We start from the raw sequence: 16,377 nt of genomic DNA on the forward strand, positions 1-16,377 counted from the left end.
CGGTGGAGCTCGAGCTCAGGCACCTCAAGGTCGTCTCGACGATCGCGGCGGCCGGCAGCATCACCAAGGCGGCCGCCGAGCTGGGCGTCGCGCAGCCTGCGCTCACCGCGCAGCTCGGTCGCATCGAGCGCACTCTCGGAGGTTCGCTGTTCGACCGCGACCACCGCGGAGTGCGGGCCACGGCACTCGGCGAGCTCGTGATCGCCCGCGCCGGACTGCTGCTCCCGGCCATGTCAGGCCTGCTCGAGGAGGCCAACCGGTTCAGTGACGGCCTGCGCGATCCCGGGCGACGCATGGAGCGGCTGTCGCTGGGCTCGTCGACCTCGGCCCTGCTCGCGCCGCTGATCCAGCGGCTGTCCACCCAGTATCCGGCGATGACCGTCGCCACCACGGCGTCGTGGTCCGCCGATGATGTTGCGGCGATGCTCGGCGACCGGCGCATCGACGCTGCGGTGGTGGGTGTCTGCGCCGGCTCCCGCCCTCCGGGTGGCTCCGATCTGGTGTGGCGCACCTTCGCGATCGACCCGGTGTTCGTCCTGCTGCCCGAAGATCACGCCCTGGCCGGACGTACCGAGGTCACCCTCGCCGACTTCAGCGGATCGGAGTGGGCTGCCACGCCGGGTGATGGGTGCTTCCGTGACTGCTTCGCCGCGGCCTGTGCGAGCGAGGGCTTCACCCCCTCCTCGCTGTTCGTCACCGATGCCGCCAGCTGCATGGAGCTCGTCGCCTCCGGCACGGCCGTCGCGCTGTGCCAGGCCGTGCGGGTCCTGCGTGGTTTCGTCACCGTTCCGCTCGTCGGTGCGCCACTGACCTGGCGGCACATGGTCGGGTGGCGCCCCGACTCGGCCGCGGCGGAGTTCGGTGACCGTCTGACCGCGTGCGTCGGCGAGGCGCACCAAGATCTGGTCGAGCGCAGCACCGTGTACTCGACGTGGTTGCGCGATCACTCGACGTTCGGGGTGCAGCCGGGCCATCGCACGGGCTGAACGGATCAGGGCGGCCATCACTCCCGAGGTATAACTCTTTCGGTATGGCCCGAAAGGACTACGTCGGTACTAGGTTCGAGAGAACCAGGCAGGGCGGGTTCTCGACCTCGATCGATCGCTCGTCATGCACGACGAAGGAGATCGCCCATGGCATCACGACAGCGTCCCACCCCCCGCTCGGTCCTGTTCGGGGCAGCAGCGGCCACGGCCACGATGGCTCTTGCCCTCGGTCCGCAGGTCGCATCGGCAGCACCCGATCGTCCCGCCGTGCCTGACACCACGATGCAGTCGGCGATGGAGCGCGACCTCGGGCTGAGCACGTCCCAGTCCTCGGCCCGTCTGGCCGCCGAGAAGCGGGCCGCCGCGTCCGAATCGTCGCTGCGTGACGAGCTGGGCGTCCGCTTCGCCGGTGCCTGGTTCGACGCCGACGCCGGGCGGCTCCAGGTCGCCGTGACCGACTCCGCCTCCGCTTCGACCGTGCGGTCCGAGGGCGCGGACGCACAGAAGGTCACCCGCAGCGAGGCCGACCTCGATGCGGTGATGAAGAGGCTCGACGCCCAGCACGCGAACGCCCCCACCACGATCCCCGGCTGGTTCGTCGACGTCGAGTCCAACCGGGTCGTCGTGCAGCATCGCGGCAGTGCCGCTGAGGCGAAGGCGTTCGTCAAGGAGGCGGGCGCCCCGTCGGCGGCCATCTCCTACGAGGCCTCGCGCGAACAGCCGCAGCCCCTCGACGTCGTCGGCGGCAACGCGTACTTCATCAACAACGCCTTCCGCTGCTCGGTCGGCTTCGCGGTCAACGGTGGTTTCATCACCGCCGGCCACTGCGGAGCGCAGGGAGCGACCACCACGACACCGACCGGCTCCTTCGCGGGGTCGAGCTTCCCCGGCAACGACTACGCCTTCGTGCGCACCAGCGAGACGACCCGTGCCGTCGTGAACAACTACTCCGGGGGCACCGTCGCAGTGCGCGGCTCCTCGTCGGCTCCCATCGGGTCGTCGATCTGCCGTTCCGGTTCGACGACAGGATGGCGGTGCGGCACGATCCAGGCCCGCAACTCCACGGTGAACTACGCCGAGGGCTCGGTCAGTGGCCTGATTCGCACCACCGCGTGCGCTGAGGGCGGCGACTCCGGTGGCTCCGCGCTGTCGGGCAACCAGGCCCAGGGCGTCACGTCCGGCGGCTCGGGCAACTGCACCGTCGGTGGCACGACGTACTTCCAGCCGGTGGGCGAGATCCTCAACGCCTACGGCCTCACGCTGAAGACCAGCTAGAGGCCTCCCACGACGCGGGTCGTCGGCACCTCGGTGCCGGCGACCCGTTGCCATGTCCAGTGTTCGGAATCGGATCGATGGCCCGGCGGACCGACCGCTACAGTGGTCCTGCGCAGCGTCGCGCACCCCGTACTCGCCTGAGCAAGGATTTCCCGTGGGCATTGTCGTCCAGAAGTACGGCGGCTCCTCGGTTGCCGACGCCACCAGCGTCAAGAGGGTCGCCCAGCGCATCGTCGCGACCCGCAAAGCCGGTCACGACGTCGTCGTCGTGGTCTCCGCGATGGGCGACACGACCGACGACCTCATCGACCTGGCCAACGAGGTCTCGCCGCTTCCGCCGGCTCGTGAGCTCGACATGCTGCTCACCGCCGGCGAGCGGATCTCGATGGCGGTCCTGGCGATGGCGATCGGGAGCCTCGGGCACGAGGCGCGCTCGTTCACCGGGTCGCAGGCGGGCGTCATCACCGACGCTGAGCACGGCCGCGCCAAGATCATCGATGTCACACCCGGGCGCATCCAGACCGCGCTCGACGAGGGTGCCATCGCCATCGTGGCCGGTTTCCAGGGGGTCTCGCAGACCACCAAGGACATCACCACATTGGGACGCGGCGGATCCGACACCACCGCGGTGGCCCTGGCAGCGGCGCTCGAGGCTGACGTGTGCGAGATCTACACCGATGTCGACGGGATCTTCACCGCCGACCCACGCATCGTCGCCACGGCCCGCCACATCCCGCAGATCTCCTACGAGGAGACCCTCGAGATGGCGGCCAACGGCGCCAAGATCCTGCACCTGCGATGCGTCGAGTACGCGCGCCGCAACCAGATTCCCATCCATGTCCGCTCGTCGTTCTCCGACAAGCCGGGGACATGGGTCGTCAACGCAGATGACATCGCGACCATCCGGTCGGAACAACCAGTGGAAGGTGAGGTTCTCCCGATGGAGCAAGCAATCATCAGCGGCGTCGCGCACGATCGCAGCGAGGCCAAGATCACCGTCGTCGGCGTCCCCGACAAGGTGGGCGAGGCGGCATCGATCTTCACCACCATCGCCGATGCGCAGATCAACATCGACATGGTCGTGCAAAACGTGTCGGCTGCCACCACGTCGCTGACCGACATCTCGTTCACCCTGCCGCGCTCGGACGGCCAGACGGCCATGACCGCCCTGGCCCGCCTCCAGCAGCGGGTGGGCTTCGAGCGTCTGCAGTACGACGACAGCGTCGGCAAGGTCTCGATCGTGGGCGCTGGCATGCGCTCCGAGCCCGGCGTCACCGCCCGGTTCTTCCAGGCACTGGCCGACGCCGGCGTCAACATCGGCATGATCTCCACCTCCGAGATCCGCATCTCGGTCGTGGTCTCCGAATCGCAGGTCGATGCGGCCGTCAACGCCGCGCACGAGGCCTTCAACCTCGGGGGCGACGAACCGGCCCAGGCCGTGGTCTACGGAGGGACCGGCCGATGACCTCGATCGGCATCGTCGGCGCCACCGGCCAGGTCGGCGTCGCCATGCGCGAGATCCTGCTCGAGCGTCGCTTCCCGGCCGACGAGATCAGGTTCTTCGCCTCGTCGCGCTCTGCCGGCACCGTCCTGACCTTCGGTGACCGCGAGATCGTGGTCGAGGACGCCGACACCGCAGATCCTGCCGGACTCGACATCGCCCTGTTCTCGGCTGGTGCGACCACTTCACGCGCCCACGCGCAGCGTTTCGCCGACGCTGGCGTCACCGTGGTCGACAACTCCTCGGCGTTCCGCAAGAACCCCGACATTCCGCTGGTGGTCAGCGAGGTCAACCCCGATGCCATTCCCGCCCCTCGATCGTCTGCAGGGGGGCCCGGCGGTCGCGGCATCATCGCGAACCCCAACTGCACCACGATGGCGGCCATGCCGGTCCTCAAGCCTCTGCACGATGCTGCGGGTCTGGTGAGACTGGTGGTCAGCAGCTACCAGGCGGTCTCGGGCTCGGGCGTGGCCGGCGTGCGCGAGCTGCACGGTCAGGCTCTGGCCGCGGTCGAGCACGCAGATCGGCTTGCCTATGACGGCGGCGCGGTCTCGATGCCCGCTCCTGAGATCTACGTGGCCCCCATCGCCTTCAACGTGCTGCCGATGGCCGGCTCGATCGTCGACGACGGTTCGTTCGAGACCGATGAGGAGCAGAAGCTGCGCAACGAGAGCCGCAAGATCCTCGGTCTCCCCGACCTCCGCGTCTCGGGCACCTGTGTGCGTGTGCCGGTCTTCACGGGCCACTCGTTGTCGATCAACGTCGAGTTCGACCGCGACCTGACGGTCGCGCGAGCCGTCGAGCTGCTCGGCGCGGCTCCGGGCGTCCAGCTGGTTGACGTTCCCACGCCCTTGCAGTCCGCCGGCGCGGACCCGAGCCTGGTCGGCCGGATCCGTCAGGACCGCAGCGTCGACGGAGACAAGGGTCTCGTCCTGTTCGTCTCCGGCGACAACCTGCGCAAGGGTGCCGCGCTCAACACGGTGCAGATCGCCGAGCTCCTGCTCGCCTAGCGGGTACCCGGGGGAACCATCACCTGCGCAGAGTCGCGAAGGGGTCGAGTGCGGTGGGATCGGCGAGGGCGCCCGGGGCGGCAGCCTGGTCGATCGGGGTGCCCTGCAGGATCTTCTTGACTGGCACCTCCAGCTTCTTGCCCGACAGGGTGCGGGGCAGCAGTCGCATCTGGTGCAGCTCGTCGGGGACGTGTCGCGGCGACAGGCGCGAGCGCAGGGATGCTGCGATCTCGCGTCGCAAGTCCTCGTCGAGCTCCAGGCCCTCGGCCAGCGTCACGAACAGCAGCAGCTGTCCCGCGCCGCCCTGATCGTCCTCGAGGTGCACCACGAGGCTGTCGGTGACAGCGGTCAACGACTCCACGACGGAGTAGAACTCCGAGGTGCCCAGCCGCACGCCGCCGCGGTTCAGCGTGGCATCGCTGCGCCCCGTGATGGTGCACGAGCCGTCGTCGGAAATCGTGATCCAGTCGCCGTGCCGCCACACGCCGGGAATGTCCTCGAAGTACGAGGCGCGATAGCGCGAGCCGTCCGCATCGCCCCAGAATCCCACAGGCATCGAGGGCATGGGGCGGGTGACGACCAGCTCGCCCAGGGAGCCGATCACCGGCTGGTGCTGATCGTCATAGGACTCGACGGCGCATCCCAGCTGCCGGCACGAGATCTGTCCGGCCCGCACCGCCTTGGTGGGAGCACCTCCGACGAACGAGGCGCACACGTCGGTGCCCCCGCTGGTCGAACCGAGCTGAGCGGTGTCGCTGACGGCGTCGTACACCCACCGGAAGCCCTCGGCCGGCAACGGGGCACCGGTCGACCCGATGCCACGAATCTGCGACAGGTCCGCGATGTCGCGGGGCACGAGTCCGGCTTTGCGGCACTGCAGCAGGAACGGCGCACTGGTGCCGAAGTACGTGATGCCCACGCGTTCGGCCAGCCGCCACAGCACGGAGACGTCGGGATCGCCATCACGGCCCGGGGGTGCCGGATTGCCGTCGAACATCACGATCGTGGATCCGGTCAGCAGGCCAGAGATCAGCAGGTTCCACATCATCCAGCCGGTCGTGGAGAACCAGAAGAATCGGTCGTCCGGTCCGAGATCGAGGTGCAGGGCCAGGCCCTTGGTGTGCTCGATCGTGATCCCCCCGTGACCGTGGATGATCGGCTTGGGCAGCCCCGTGGTGCCCGAGGAGAACAGGACGTACAGCGGCCAGTCGAAGCTGACGGCCTCGAACTCCAGCGGCGCGCTGACCGAGGTGAAGTCCGCCCAGCCGATGGCGCCCTCGGGTGCCTCTGCGGCCGGGTCCAGATACGGCAGCCACACGTGGGTGGTGACGCTGGGGAGTGCGGCGCGAATTGCGGCGACCTCGTCGTGACGGTCGATCGGCTTGGCCCCGTACCGGTATCCGTCGACGGTCAGGATCACGGTCGGTTCGATCTGCTGCCACCGGTCGACGACGCTCTGGGTGCCGAACTCGGGCGCGCAGGACGTGAACATCGCACCGATGCTGGCTGCAGCGAGCAGCAGGACCAGGGTCTCGGGAATGTTGGGAGCATAGGCTGCCACCCGGTCGCGCGGTCGGACTCCGGCGGCGATGAGTCCGGCGCGAGCACGAGCCACCTGCTCACGCAGATCTGCCGTGGTGAGCTCGATGTCGTCGCGACTCTGCGAGACCGAGACCACGACGACGTCATCGTCGGCACGTCCAGGCAGGCGCAGCATGGCCTCGGCGTAGTTGAGGGTCAGGTCGGGGAACCACCGGGCGCCGGGCATCGAGTCGTCGGCCAGCACGACGGCATCATCACCGCCATGCGGCAGGTCGGACCACTGCAGGACCGATCTCCAGAAGTCCTCGAGGTTCTGGACCGACCACTGCCACAGGGCGTCGTAGTCCTCGGCGTGAGTCAGGTCGTGCTCGGCCAGCCAGGCGGTGAAGCGCTCGAGCCGTGAGCGGCCGTCGAGGACAGGAGACCAGAGGATCTCGCTCATGCGGCCCGGTTCATTCGAGCTCTGGAGGAGCCGACTCGGCCAGTGCGAGCAGCCAGTGCGCCGCGAGGAAACCGGCGGCGCTCACGAGCGGGACCACCACGATGGCGAACGTCGAATCGGCGATGCCGAGGAACAGGCCCAGGATGGCCACGAGGGTCAAGGTGATGCCCAGGAAGCTGGTCAGACGCGGCATCGGTGCACCGAAGCCCGCGAGGAGTCGCTCGCCGATCGCGAAGGCGACGAACGCCACGACGACGAAGGTCAGGGACCCCCAGGTGCCGCCTCCCGAGGCGACGCCGCGCACCTGGCTGAAGATCGCCAGTGCGCCGACGCCCAGACCTACCGCCAGCAGCCCCATGAGCAGGCCGGTGATGGCGCTGGCGCGCATCGGTTCGAGAGTTGGGAGCCACCAGGTTCGCAGGTCGTACCAGCGATCGATGACGACGTTCGCCGAGGTGCGCGAGAGGGTTCGGGTGGTGGCGGTGACGCCCGAGGCGACCTGGGCCGTGCGGTCGCGGATCGAGCCGAGATCGACCGGCGGGGCGCTGAGCCGGGGCCGCTTGACGGTGAATCGTTTGGCGCCGATCTTGGCAGCCGGCACAGGCGGCGAAGGAGTCGGCTCGACGTGATCGGCCACCGTGGTCGGTGCGGGGGAGCGCGGTGCGCTCAAGGTCTGCTTCGGCGCGGGGGCCGGACGCCCGTATCGCATGGCGGGAGGCTGTACGACTGCCCTCTTGACCACGCGCTTGACCACCTTCTTGGGTGGCTCCTGTTCGGGCATGATTCAAGTGTTCCACACCACAGCGCACCGGCAGAGTGGCGTGAGGTTGCGATCAGGTTGAGCGCGGATCGCCTGCGCTGCGGCCCTGTGTGACCACTGAGAAAATGGTCGGGGTGACAGGATTTGAACCTGCGACCTCGTCGTCCCGAACGACGCGCGCTACCAAGCTGCGCCACACCCCGGTGCCCTAAGAAGGCAACCTTGGCGAGTCTAGCGCAGTCAGCGTCAGCAGGGTTGCCTCGGGTCGGCAGGCGAACCGGACGGGCGACGTGGGAGCGCAGCCGAGTCCGGCCGACACGTGGAGCCAGGAGTCGGTCTGGACCGCGGCCGTGCCTTCGACATGGTGCCGGTGCAGCCCTCGCGCCCGCGTCCGGTCGAGATCGCAGTTGGTGATCAGGGCGCCGTAGAACGGCACGCGCAGCTGGCCGCCGTGGGTGTGGCCAGCCAGGATCAGCGGATATCCCTGCGAGGTCCAGCGGTCCAGCACGCGCAGGTAGGGCGCATGCGTGACGCCGATCGCCAGATCGGCCGAGGTGTCGACCGGCTCGTCGTCGAGCTCGTCGTACTGCAGGTGTGGGTCGTCGACGCCGACGAACGACAGCCGCCGACCAGCGACGTGCACCTCGTCGTGCCGGTTCGTCAGGTCGGTCCATCCACGCCGTGTGAACTCGGTGCGCATGGCCTCGAAGGGCAGATCGGCGGGGCGCCTCCAGGCGCCACGCGTGGCGACGCCGGTGCCGCCGCTGAGATAACCGAGGGGATTCTTCAGCACGGGCGAGAAGTAGTCGTTGGAGCCGAACACGAAGACGCCGGGTAGATCGAGCAGGTCGCCGTAGGTGCGCAGCACCGACGGCAGAGCATCGAGGTGGGAGAGATTGTCGCCGGTGTTCACGACGAGGTCGGGCTCGAGCTCGGCCAGGCGGCGTACCCAGCGCTGCTTGATCGTCTGGCTCGGAGTCAGGTGCAGGTCACTGAGGTGCAGGACTCGCAGAGGTGCCGATCCGGGCGCCAGCACGGGTACCGACACGGTGCGCAGGGCGAACGCGCGAGGTTCGACGACGGTCGCCCAGCCCAGGGCTGCGGCCGCCGAGCCGGTGGCCAGGGCAGCAGCGGTGCGGACTGGGTGGGGCATTGAGCAAGCGTCGCACAATCGATGGATCTCGACCGGGGTGGGACACTGGCGCCATGTCTGACTTGAAGGACCGACTCCGCGCCGACCTGACCACAGCCATCAAGGCCCGCGACCAGCTGAGGTCGTCGACCATCCGCATGGTGCTCACGGCCATCACGAATGTCGAGGTCGGCGGCAAGGCAGCCCGTGAGGTCTCCGATGCCGAAGTTCTCGACGTGCTGGGCAGTGAGGTCAAGAAGCGCCGCGAGGCGGCCGAGGCGTTCGCCGACGGCAATCGTCCCGAGATGGCCCAGAAGGAACGGGACGAGGCCCAGGTGCTGGCCGAATACCTGCCCGCCCAGATGTCGGGCGAGGAGATCGCCGACATCGTGACGAGCGCCATCGAGTCCACCGGCACCGCTGCCGGCGGCATGCGCGGCATGGGCACGGTGATGGGCGTGGTCACACCGCAGACCAAGGGCAAGGCCGACTCGGCCGCCGTGGCGGCCGAGGTCAAGCGCCAGCTCGGCGCCTGACCTCAGTCGTCGTCGCCCTCGTCTCCGCCTTCGTCGCCACCGCGGTTGTCATCGCCACGAGGGGCCGGTGCCTCGGCCTGAGCCGGCGCGGGCGCCGCAGCAGCGGCCTGGCGGCGCGCCGGTGGCGGATCGAACTGTGCCGGGTCCAGTGATCCCTGGATGGCGCCCATCGCCTTCTTCCACATGGGGCCGGCCAGCGAGGAGCCACCGACCGAGGCGAAGTTCAACGGGCGGTCGTTGATCGTGACGCCGGCCAGCGAGTTGGGGCTGCCGTTCTCCTTGACGCCGGCGATCATCGAGAAGGTCGAGACCTGCGGGGTGTAGCCCGCGTAGGACACGGCCTTGTTGTCCTGGGCGGTTCCGGTCTTGGCCGCCGAAGGGACGTTGAGCCCGGTGCCGTTCTGGGCTCCGAAGCCGGTCTCCTGCACGATGCGCAGGATGTCGTTGATCTGCGCCGCGTCTTCCTTGGGCAGGACCCGCTCGCAGTTGCGCTCGTAGGTCTTGAGGACCTCACCGTCGCGGTCGAGGATCTCGGTGACCGGCTGCGGCTCGCAGTACATGCCGCCCGAGGCGGGAACGGCGTAAGCGGCAGCCATGGTCAGCGGGCTGACGTCGGTGACGCCCAGGGTGAAGGAGGGCACCTGGTTGTTCAGTGCGCTCTCCTCATCGGGGAACGGCACCGTGATGCCCATGGACTCGGCCGTGCGCACGACGTTGCACAGACCCGCCCGCTGCTCCAGCTTGGCGAAGTAGGTGTTGACCGACTCGCTGAGGCCCGAGTACATGTTCTTGGCGCCGCTGGTGGTGGAGTTGGAGACCTCGAACTCGTCGGTCCCACCGCCCTCGCAGTCGAAGTACGAACCGGCGGGAATCGTCACGTCGGGAGGCGAGCTGATGACCTCGTTGGGGCTGATGCCCTCCTTGAGCGCGGCCGCGGCCGTGAACATCTTGAACGTCGAGCCGGCCGGGAATCCGCCCGAGTCACCGAACGCGGTGGGCACCGTGAAGTTGAGGAACGTCTGGCCCTTCGCCTCGTCGCGTCCCATGGGGCGCGACTGGGCGAGGGAGAGCACCTGGCCGGTGCCGGGCTCGACCATGGCCATCAGGCCGAGCGCCCGGTCCTGAGCCGCGACCGTGGTGCGGACGGCCTCGTTGGCGGCCTTCTGCTTGTCCGGGTCGATGGTCGACTTGATGGTCAGCCCGCCACGCTCGAGAGCCTGCTGACGATCGGCCTCGGTCTCGCCGAGCGCCTCGTCCTTCAACAGGTAGCGGCGGATGTAGTCACAGGAGAACGCCCCGACCGACTCGACACAGCCGTTGGGGTACTCCTTGATCTTCAGCGCGAGGTCCTCGGTCTGCAGCTCCTCGGCCTCGTCCTGGCTGATGGCGCCTTCTCGGGCCATCACGGCGAGCACCGTGTTGCGTCGCTGCAGCGCCTTCTCGGGAAAGACATTGGGGTTGAACTCATCGGGGTTCTTCACCAGGCCGGCCAGCGTGGCCGACTGCTTGGGCGTCAGGTCGGCGGGACTGACCGAAAAGTAGTGGAACGCAGCAGCGTTGATGCCCCAGGCGCCATCGCCGAAGTAGGCCAGGTTCAGGTAGTTCTCGAGGATCTCGGTCTTGGAGTGATCCTTCTCGTACTCGACGGCCAGCTTGAGCTCGCGGATCTTGCGCGCCGTCGACTGCTCGGTGGCGGCGAGCCGCTGCTCCTTGGTGGTCGCCTGCGACAGGAGAGTCAGCTTGACCAGCTGCTGGGTGATGCTGGATCCACCCTGGGTCTGACCGTCGGCGGCATTGTTGACCAAGGCTCGGAAGGTGCCCTTGACGTCGAGTGCGCCGTGCTCGTAGAAGCGGGAGTCCTCGATCGACAGGAGTGCTTCTTGCATGACCGGCGAGATGTCGTCGATCGGGACGTCCTGGCGGTTCTCCTCGTAGAAGTACGCCAGCAACGAGCCGTCCGCCGCGAGCACCTGGGTGGTCTGCGGGTTGGGCTGGTCGTCGAGGGTCAGCGGCAGGTTCACGATGTCGGTGCTGACGTCGTTGCCGGTGACCGCGACGAACGAGGCCGCCGGAATCGCCATGGCGGCCACACCGATGCCGGCCACGACCGACAGGCGGGTCATGGAGGCGACGGCGCCGATCTTGGTTTCCGGGGTCCGCTCGGACCGCGAGAGCCGACGCAGACCGCCGAAGAAGGAAGAAGCCATGTGATCAAGAGTACGGGAAAGGGCCCAGAGTTCAGTCTCGATCGATCCGGACCGCGGCGTGATTGGTGACGGCATGTAGTCAGGTCGAACTATGGAAGATGGGCACGCTCGGTCCTTCACAGAACCTCAGGATCTTCACAGGATGGGGGGACGAATCAACTTCGGTCATACGTGGCTGATCTCGGGGAGGTTCCGACGATGTGGAATGACAACTGGGCGGCTCAGGCCGCGTGCCGTGGAAAGTCCGATCAGCTCTTCGTTCAGGGGGCAGAGCAGAATCGCGCCAAGGCCCTGTGCGGGCAGTGCGGCGTCAAGGCCGAGTGCCTGGTCGAGGCACTGGACAACCGGATCGAGTGGGGTGTCTGGGGCGGCATGACCGAGCGGGAGCGTCGCGCCCTGCTGCGTCGCCGACCCAACGTCACGACGTGGCGCAGCATCCTCAGCACCAGCGTCGCCGTCTGACGATTCGCTGACGGCTCGCCGGCCGGTGCACGGTCACATGGGGTGCCGTGGATCAGCCGGCGAGCAGGCGACCGATCTCGCGCAGACCGTCCAGGTCGTGCACGTCGCCGGCCAGTGCGGCCACGGACACCGTGCGCACGGAGGGATGGGCTGCGGTGAAGCCGCGCCGCTGCCGGGCCTCTCGTTCGCCGACGCGCAGTCGCTCGGCCCGCACGGTGAGCAGATCGGCGGTCAGGTGATCGGCGGCGTCGCCCCTGCGCAGTCGGGCGGCGACGGCCTCTGCGTCGGAGGCGGTGATGCCGCTGTCGTCATCGTCGTGGACCCGGTTCACCACCAAGCCCGACAACGGCATCTTCTCGCCCGCGAGGCGCTCGACGAAGTAGGCCGCCTCGCGCATCGCAGCCGGCTCGGGGGCTGCGACCACCACGAAGGCGGTCTCGGGTGCCTGGAGCAGTGCGTAGGTCGCCTCGGCACGCTGCCGGAATCCGCCGAAGAGCGTGTCGAATGCGGCGATGAACGTCTGCAGGTCGGTGAGGAACTGGGCGCCGAGGATCTTGTTGAGTGCACCGGTGACGATGCCGAGTCCCGCGCTGAGCAGGCGAGCGGGGCCCTTGGCGGGGGCCAGCAGCAGCTTGATGAATCGTCCGTCGAGCAGCGAGGAGAGCCGCTCGGGAGCGTCCAGGAAGTCCAGTGCCGAGCGCGATGGTGGAGTGTCGACGACGATCAGGTCCCACCGGGGAGACGTGACATCCGTGGCTGAATCTTGGCTGATGGTCGCGAACTGGGCATGAAGCTGCCCCAGCTTTTCCATGGCCATGTACTCCTGCGTGCCCGCGAACGAGCTCGACAGGGCCACGTAGAACGGGTTGGCGAGGATCTGCTGAGCCTTCTCGGCCGTGGCATGTGCCTCGACCACCTCGTCGAAGGTTCGCTTCATGTCGAGCATCATCGCGTCCAGGGAACCGTCACCGGAGATTCCGGGAACGGGACGGGGCGTGTTGTCGAGCTCGGTCAGCCCCATGGACTGGGCCAGGCGGCGTGCCGGGTCGATCGTGAGCACGCACACGCGGCGGCCCTGCTCGGCCGCACGCAGCGCCAGGGCGGCTGCCGTGGTGGTCTTGCCGACCCCGCCCGAACCGCAGCACACGATGATCTCGGTGCCGAGGTCTCCGATGAGGTGGTCGATGTCGAGGCGTCCGTCGCGACTCTTGTCATCGATCAGCACGCGGGGCCTGGGCCGCGAGGACCGGCCGGCACGGGGACGTCCGGTCACGTGAGGTCCTTCAGTCGTTCGGCGAGCTCGTACAGGGCTCCCAGATCGATCCCGTCGGTCAGCCGGGGCAGCTCGACCACGGGCCGCCCGCATCCGGCGAGCTCGACGCGCTGGGCGGTCTGCAGCTGGTCGCGGTGCACGGCGTCGAGGCCGCCGTCGATCAGCGATGCCGCGGCGGCGCCCGGCAGTCCGGCGCGGTCGAGCACTGTCGCCACGGATGCGCGGTCCAGCGTCCCGTCTTCCAGGGAGGCACGGGCGTCGGCCGACACGTGGCCGGGCTGGGTCAGGTTGACGACCACGTGCCCCACGGGCAGCTGATCGGACGTGAGCTCGGCGATGCCGTCGATCGTCTCGGTGACGGGCATCTCCTCGAGCACCGTGACCAGGTGCACGTGGGTGCTGGGGGCACGCATCATCTGCATGATCGAGTCGGCCTGCCGGCGGATCGGACCCACCTTGGCGAGGCCGGCGAGCTCGGAGTTGACGTTGAGGAACCGGCTGATGCGCCCGGTGGGCGGGGCATCCATCACCACCGCGTCGTAGACGAAACGGTCCTTCTCGACGCGCTTTGCGGCCTCGTAGACCTTGCCGGTGAGCAGGACGTCGCGCACACCCGGCGCGATCGTGGTGGCGAAGTCGATGATGCCGAAACGATCCAGGGCCCGCCCGGCGCGACCGAGGCGGTAGAACATCTGCAGGTACTCCAGCAGCGCCGACTCGGGGTCGACGGCGAGCGCGTACAGCTCGCCGCCGTCGGGTCCGACGGCGACCTTGCGCTCCTCGTACGGAAGCGGCGCGACGTCGAACAGCTGCGCGATGCCCTGGCGACCCTCGACCTCGCACAGCAACACCTTGCGGCCCGATCCCGACAAGGCCATCGCCAGTGCCGCAGCCACGGTCGTCTTGCCCGTTCCGCCCTTGCCGGTGACGACGTGCAGCTCGGTCGCGATGGCCATGGCCTGAGCCTACCGATCTGGCCGAGAACTGCGAGATGTCGACGGTGGGCCGCGACCGCAGGCCCCGGTCGCCGGTAGGGTCGCGGGTATGACGCAGTGGGAGTATCTGACCGCGCCCGTGCTGGTGCACAACACGAAGGCGATTCTCGACAACTTCGGGTCCGATGGATGGGAGCTCGTGCAGATCGTGCCGGGCCTCAATCCCGAGAACCTGGTGGCCTACTTCAAGCGGCCCGTGACATGACGGTCGCGGAGCGTTTGGCGGCTGAGGGCATCACGCTGGCCGACGCGCCGAAGCCTGTCGCGGTGTACGTGCCGGCGGTGCGCTCGGGGGTGCACGTGTTCACGTCCGGGCAGCTGCCCTTCGCCAGCGGTGAGCTGATCGCCACGGGCAAGGTCGGCGCCGACGTCGATGTCGACACCGCCTTCGCGTGCGCTCGTCAGTGCGCCCTGAACGCGATCGCCGCCGTCGCCTCGGTGGCTGACGTCGAGCAGGTCGTGCGGGTCGTCAAGGCCACCGTCTTCATCGCGAGCGCGCCGGACTTCACCGGTCAGCCCACCGTGGCCAACGGCGCCAGCGAGCTGCTCGGCCTGGCCTTCGGCGAGGCCGGCGTGCATGCACGCAGCGCCGTGGGCGTGGCCGCGCTGCCGCTGGATGCACCGGTCGAGATCGAGCTGGTCGTCGAGATCGCATGACGTCCCGGATCCCGCTGTCGGGGCGCCTGCGCGAAGCCGCCGAGGCCGCAGCGGGTGACCCGGTCGTGCCCCGGGACGCCGCCACGATCGTCGTGGTGCGCGATGGTGCAGCCGGGATCGAGGCCTTCTTGATGCGGCGCCAGACCACCATGGCGTTCGCCGCCGGGTTCTACGTGTTCCCCGGCGGGAGCGTGCACCCGTCCGACCACGAGGACATGCCGTGGGTCGGTCCCGACGCCGAGCAGTGGGGCAGTCGGTGGCGATGCGACCCCCAGCTGGCTCGCGCGCTGGTGGTGGCGGCGGTGCGGGAGACCTTCGAGGAGACCGCCGTGCTGCTGGCGGGCCCCGACGAGAGCACGGTCCTGTCCGACACCAGCACGGACGCGATGGAGCAGGCCCGCGACGACCTGGAGGAGGGTCGTCTCTCGTTCGGTGACTTCCTGCGCCGCGAGCACCTGGTGCTGCGCGCCGATCTGGTCGGTGCCTGGGCCCACTGGATCACCCCGAGATTCGAGCCGCGTCGTTACGACACGCGGTTCTTCGTCGCAGCCCTGCCGCACGGGCAGCGGGTCGGCGCCATGAGCCGAGAGGCCGACCGGGCTTCCTGGATGCCGCTGGCCGAGGTGCTGCGCTCGATCGACGCTGGTGACGCGTCGATGATGCCGCCCACCATCGCCACGTGTCGCGAGGTCGCCCGGCACACGGCAGCCACCGTCGTGGAGATCTCTCGGGATCGCCGGTTCGAGACGATCGTGCCGCACCTCGTCGACGTCGACGGGGAGCTGTTCTTGGAAACCAACCCGGGGGAGAGCTCGTGAGTGCTGCCACTGCGGTCACCGACCGCGCCTCGTTCCTGCTGGCCGACAATCCGGGCCTCATGACGCTCGATGGCACCAACACCTGGATCCTGCGTGAGCCCGGAGCCGGGCGCAGTGTCGTGGTCGACCCGGGGCCGGCCGATGAGCACCACCTGCAGGCGGTGCTCGCTGCCGCCGGCGACGTGGCGCTGGTGCTGTTCACGCATCGTCACGGCGACCACACCGACGCCGTCGACCGGTTCGCCGAGCTGACCGGAGCTCCCTGCCGTGCCGTCGATCCACAGTTCTGCCGCTCTGCCGAGCCACTGACTGACTACGACGAGATCGACGTCGACGGATTGCTGATCGAGGTCGTCGCCACGCCGGGGCACACCACGGACTCGGTGTGCCTGCTCCTTGGCTCCGAGGGCACGCTGCTCAGCGGCGACACCATCCTGGGCCGAGGCACCACGATCATCGCTCATCCTGACGGTGCGCTCGGCGCCTACCTGGACTCCTTGGCGCGCATCCGAGAGCTGATCGCCGAGGACCTCGTGAGGCGCATCCTGCCCGGCCACGGCCCGGTCATCGATCGGCCGGCCGAGGTCGTGGACTTCTATCTCGAGCACCGCGCCGAGCGACTCGACCAGGTGCGTGCGGCCGTCGACGCCGGCGCGACCACCCCTCGCGAGGTCGTCGAGACCGTCTACGCCGACGTCGACGAGTCGCTGTGGCCCGCTGCCGAGCACAGCGTCGCCGCCCAACTGGACTACCTCCAGCCGTAACCCCCGGCCCTAACCCC

The 16,377-nt window shown here is 68.7% G+C and carries 16 protein-coding genes and 1 tRNA gene; 10 read left to right on the forward strand and 7 right to left on the reverse strand.

Annotated features, from left to right (window positions below):
• Window positions 1–2: 2 nt before the first annotated feature.
• The 4 genes from ACHAA3_RS11230 (at window position 3) to ACHAA3_RS11245 (ending at window position 4,772) form a co-directional block, all read left to right on the forward strand.
• Window positions 3–986, forward strand: a complete 984-nt coding sequence (locus ACHAA3_RS11230) for a LysR family transcriptional regulator (protein WP_435709099.1) — start codon at window positions 3–5, stop codon at window positions 984–986.
• A gap of 147 nt (window positions 987–1,133) precedes the next feature.
• Window positions 1,134–2,261, forward strand: a complete 1,128-nt coding sequence (locus tag ACHAA3_RS11235; RefSeq protein WP_435709100.1) for a S1 family peptidase — start codon at window positions 1,134–1,136, stop codon at window positions 2,259–2,261.
• Between the two features lie 154 nt (window positions 2,262–2,415).
• Complete coding sequence (locus ACHAA3_RS11240) at window positions 2,416–3,726, forward strand: aspartate kinase (RefSeq protein ID WP_435709101.1); 1,311 nt, start codon at window positions 2,416–2,418, stop codon at window positions 3,724–3,726.
• Window positions 3,723–4,772, forward strand: coding sequence for an aspartate-semialdehyde dehydrogenase (locus tag ACHAA3_RS11245; protein ID WP_435709102.1), 1,050 nt, complete (start codon window positions 3,723–3,725; stop codon window positions 4,770–4,772). The genes ACHAA3_RS11240 and ACHAA3_RS11245 overlap by 4 nt, the downstream gene beginning before the upstream one ends.
• 19 nt (window positions 4,773–4,791) lie before the next feature.
• Here the strand turns inward: ACHAA3_RS11245 and ACHAA3_RS11250 are convergent, their stop codons facing one another.
• The 4 genes from ACHAA3_RS11250 to ACHAA3_RS11265 form a co-directional block, all read right to left on the reverse strand.
• Window positions 4,792–6,756 (reverse strand): acetoacetate--CoA ligase, encoded by a 1,965-nt coding sequence (locus ACHAA3_RS11250; protein ID WP_435709103.1) that lies wholly within the window; start codon window positions 6,754–6,756, stop codon window positions 4,792–4,794.
• Between the two features lie 10 nt (window positions 6,757–6,766).
• Window positions 6,767–7,537 carry a hypothetical protein gene (locus ACHAA3_RS11255; RefSeq protein WP_435709104.1) on the reverse strand — a complete coding sequence of 257 codons (771 nt, stop codon included), beginning with the start codon at window positions 7,535–7,537 and terminating at the stop codon, window positions 6,767–6,769.
• A gap of 105 nt (window positions 7,538–7,642) precedes the next feature.
• A tRNA-Pro gene (locus tag ACHAA3_RS11260) sits at window positions 7,643–7,719 on the reverse strand.
• 5 nt (window positions 7,720–7,724) lie between these two features.
• Window positions 7,725–8,669 (reverse strand): metallophosphoesterase, encoded by a 945-nt coding sequence (locus tag ACHAA3_RS11265; RefSeq protein ID WP_435709105.1) that lies wholly within the window; start codon window positions 8,667–8,669, stop codon window positions 7,725–7,727.
• Between the two features lie 53 nt (window positions 8,670–8,722).
• Here ACHAA3_RS11265 and ACHAA3_RS11270 point away from each other — a divergent pair, with 53 nt between their 5' ends.
• Window positions 8,723–9,184: a GatB/YqeY domain-containing protein gene (locus ACHAA3_RS11270; RefSeq protein WP_435709106.1), complete on the forward strand. Its 462-nt coding sequence runs from the start codon at window positions 8,723–8,725 to the stop codon at window positions 9,182–9,184.
• Window positions 9,185–9,186: 2 nt separating this feature from the next.
• Here ACHAA3_RS11270 and ACHAA3_RS11275 read toward each other — a convergent pair whose 3' ends face one another.
• Entirely contained in the window at window positions 9,187–11,391 is a 2,205-nt protein-coding gene (locus ACHAA3_RS11275; protein ID WP_435709107.1) for a transglycosylase domain-containing protein, read from the reverse strand.
• A 198-nt stretch (window positions 11,392–11,589) separates the two neighbouring features.
• Between ACHAA3_RS11275 and ACHAA3_RS11280 the strand changes: the two genes are divergently transcribed.
• Window positions 11,590–11,853, forward strand: coding sequence for a WhiB family transcriptional regulator (locus ACHAA3_RS11280; RefSeq protein ID WP_435709108.1), 264 nt, complete (start codon window positions 11,590–11,592; stop codon window positions 11,851–11,853).
• 52 nt (window positions 11,854–11,905) lie between these two features.
• Here the strand turns inward: ACHAA3_RS11280 and ACHAA3_RS11285 are convergent, their stop codons facing one another.
• The gene (locus ACHAA3_RS11285; RefSeq protein WP_435709109.1) at window positions 11,906–13,126 is read right to left on the reverse strand and encodes an ArsA family ATPase; all 1,221 of its coding nucleotides are present in this window, start codon (window positions 13,124–13,126) and stop codon (window positions 11,906–11,908) included.
• Window positions 13,123–14,082, reverse strand: coding sequence for an ArsA-related P-loop ATPase (locus tag ACHAA3_RS11290; protein ID WP_435709110.1), 960 nt, complete (start codon window positions 14,080–14,082; stop codon window positions 13,123–13,125). The genes ACHAA3_RS11285 and ACHAA3_RS11290 overlap by 4 nt, the downstream gene beginning before the upstream one ends.
• Window positions 14,083–14,170: 88 nt before the next feature.
• Here ACHAA3_RS11290 and ACHAA3_RS11295 point away from each other — a divergent pair, with 88 nt between their 5' ends.
• Genes ACHAA3_RS11295 through ACHAA3_RS11310 form a run of 4 tightly spaced genes read left to right on the forward strand, consistent with a single transcriptional unit; the run spans window position 14,171 to window position 16,360 of the window.
• A complete protein-coding gene (locus ACHAA3_RS11295; RefSeq protein WP_435709111.1) occupies window positions 14,171–14,326 on the forward strand; it encodes a DUF4177 domain-containing protein in 156 nt (51 codons plus the stop codon).
• Window positions 14,323–14,778, forward strand: coding sequence for a RidA family protein (locus ACHAA3_RS11300; RefSeq protein ID WP_435709112.1), 456 nt, complete (start codon window positions 14,323–14,325; stop codon window positions 14,776–14,778). The genes ACHAA3_RS11295 and ACHAA3_RS11300 overlap by 4 nt, the downstream gene beginning before the upstream one ends.
• Complete coding sequence (locus ACHAA3_RS11305) at window positions 14,775–15,596, forward strand: NUDIX hydrolase (protein ID WP_435709113.1); 822 nt, start codon at window positions 14,775–14,777, stop codon at window positions 15,594–15,596. The genes ACHAA3_RS11300 and ACHAA3_RS11305 overlap by 4 nt, the downstream gene beginning before the upstream one ends.
• Window positions 15,593–16,360, forward strand: a complete 768-nt coding sequence (locus tag ACHAA3_RS11310) for an MBL fold metallo-hydrolase (RefSeq protein ID WP_435709114.1) — start codon at window positions 15,593–15,595, stop codon at window positions 16,358–16,360. Before ACHAA3_RS11305 ends, ACHAA3_RS11310 begins: the two co-directional genes overlap by 4 nt.
• Window positions 16,361–16,377 lie beyond the last annotated feature (17 nt).

Source organism: Aeromicrobium sp. CF3.5 (genome assembly GCF_051262695.1).
In the GTDB taxonomy this organism is placed as follows: domain Bacteria; phylum Actinomycetota; class Actinomycetes; order Propionibacteriales; family Nocardioidaceae; genus Aeromicrobium.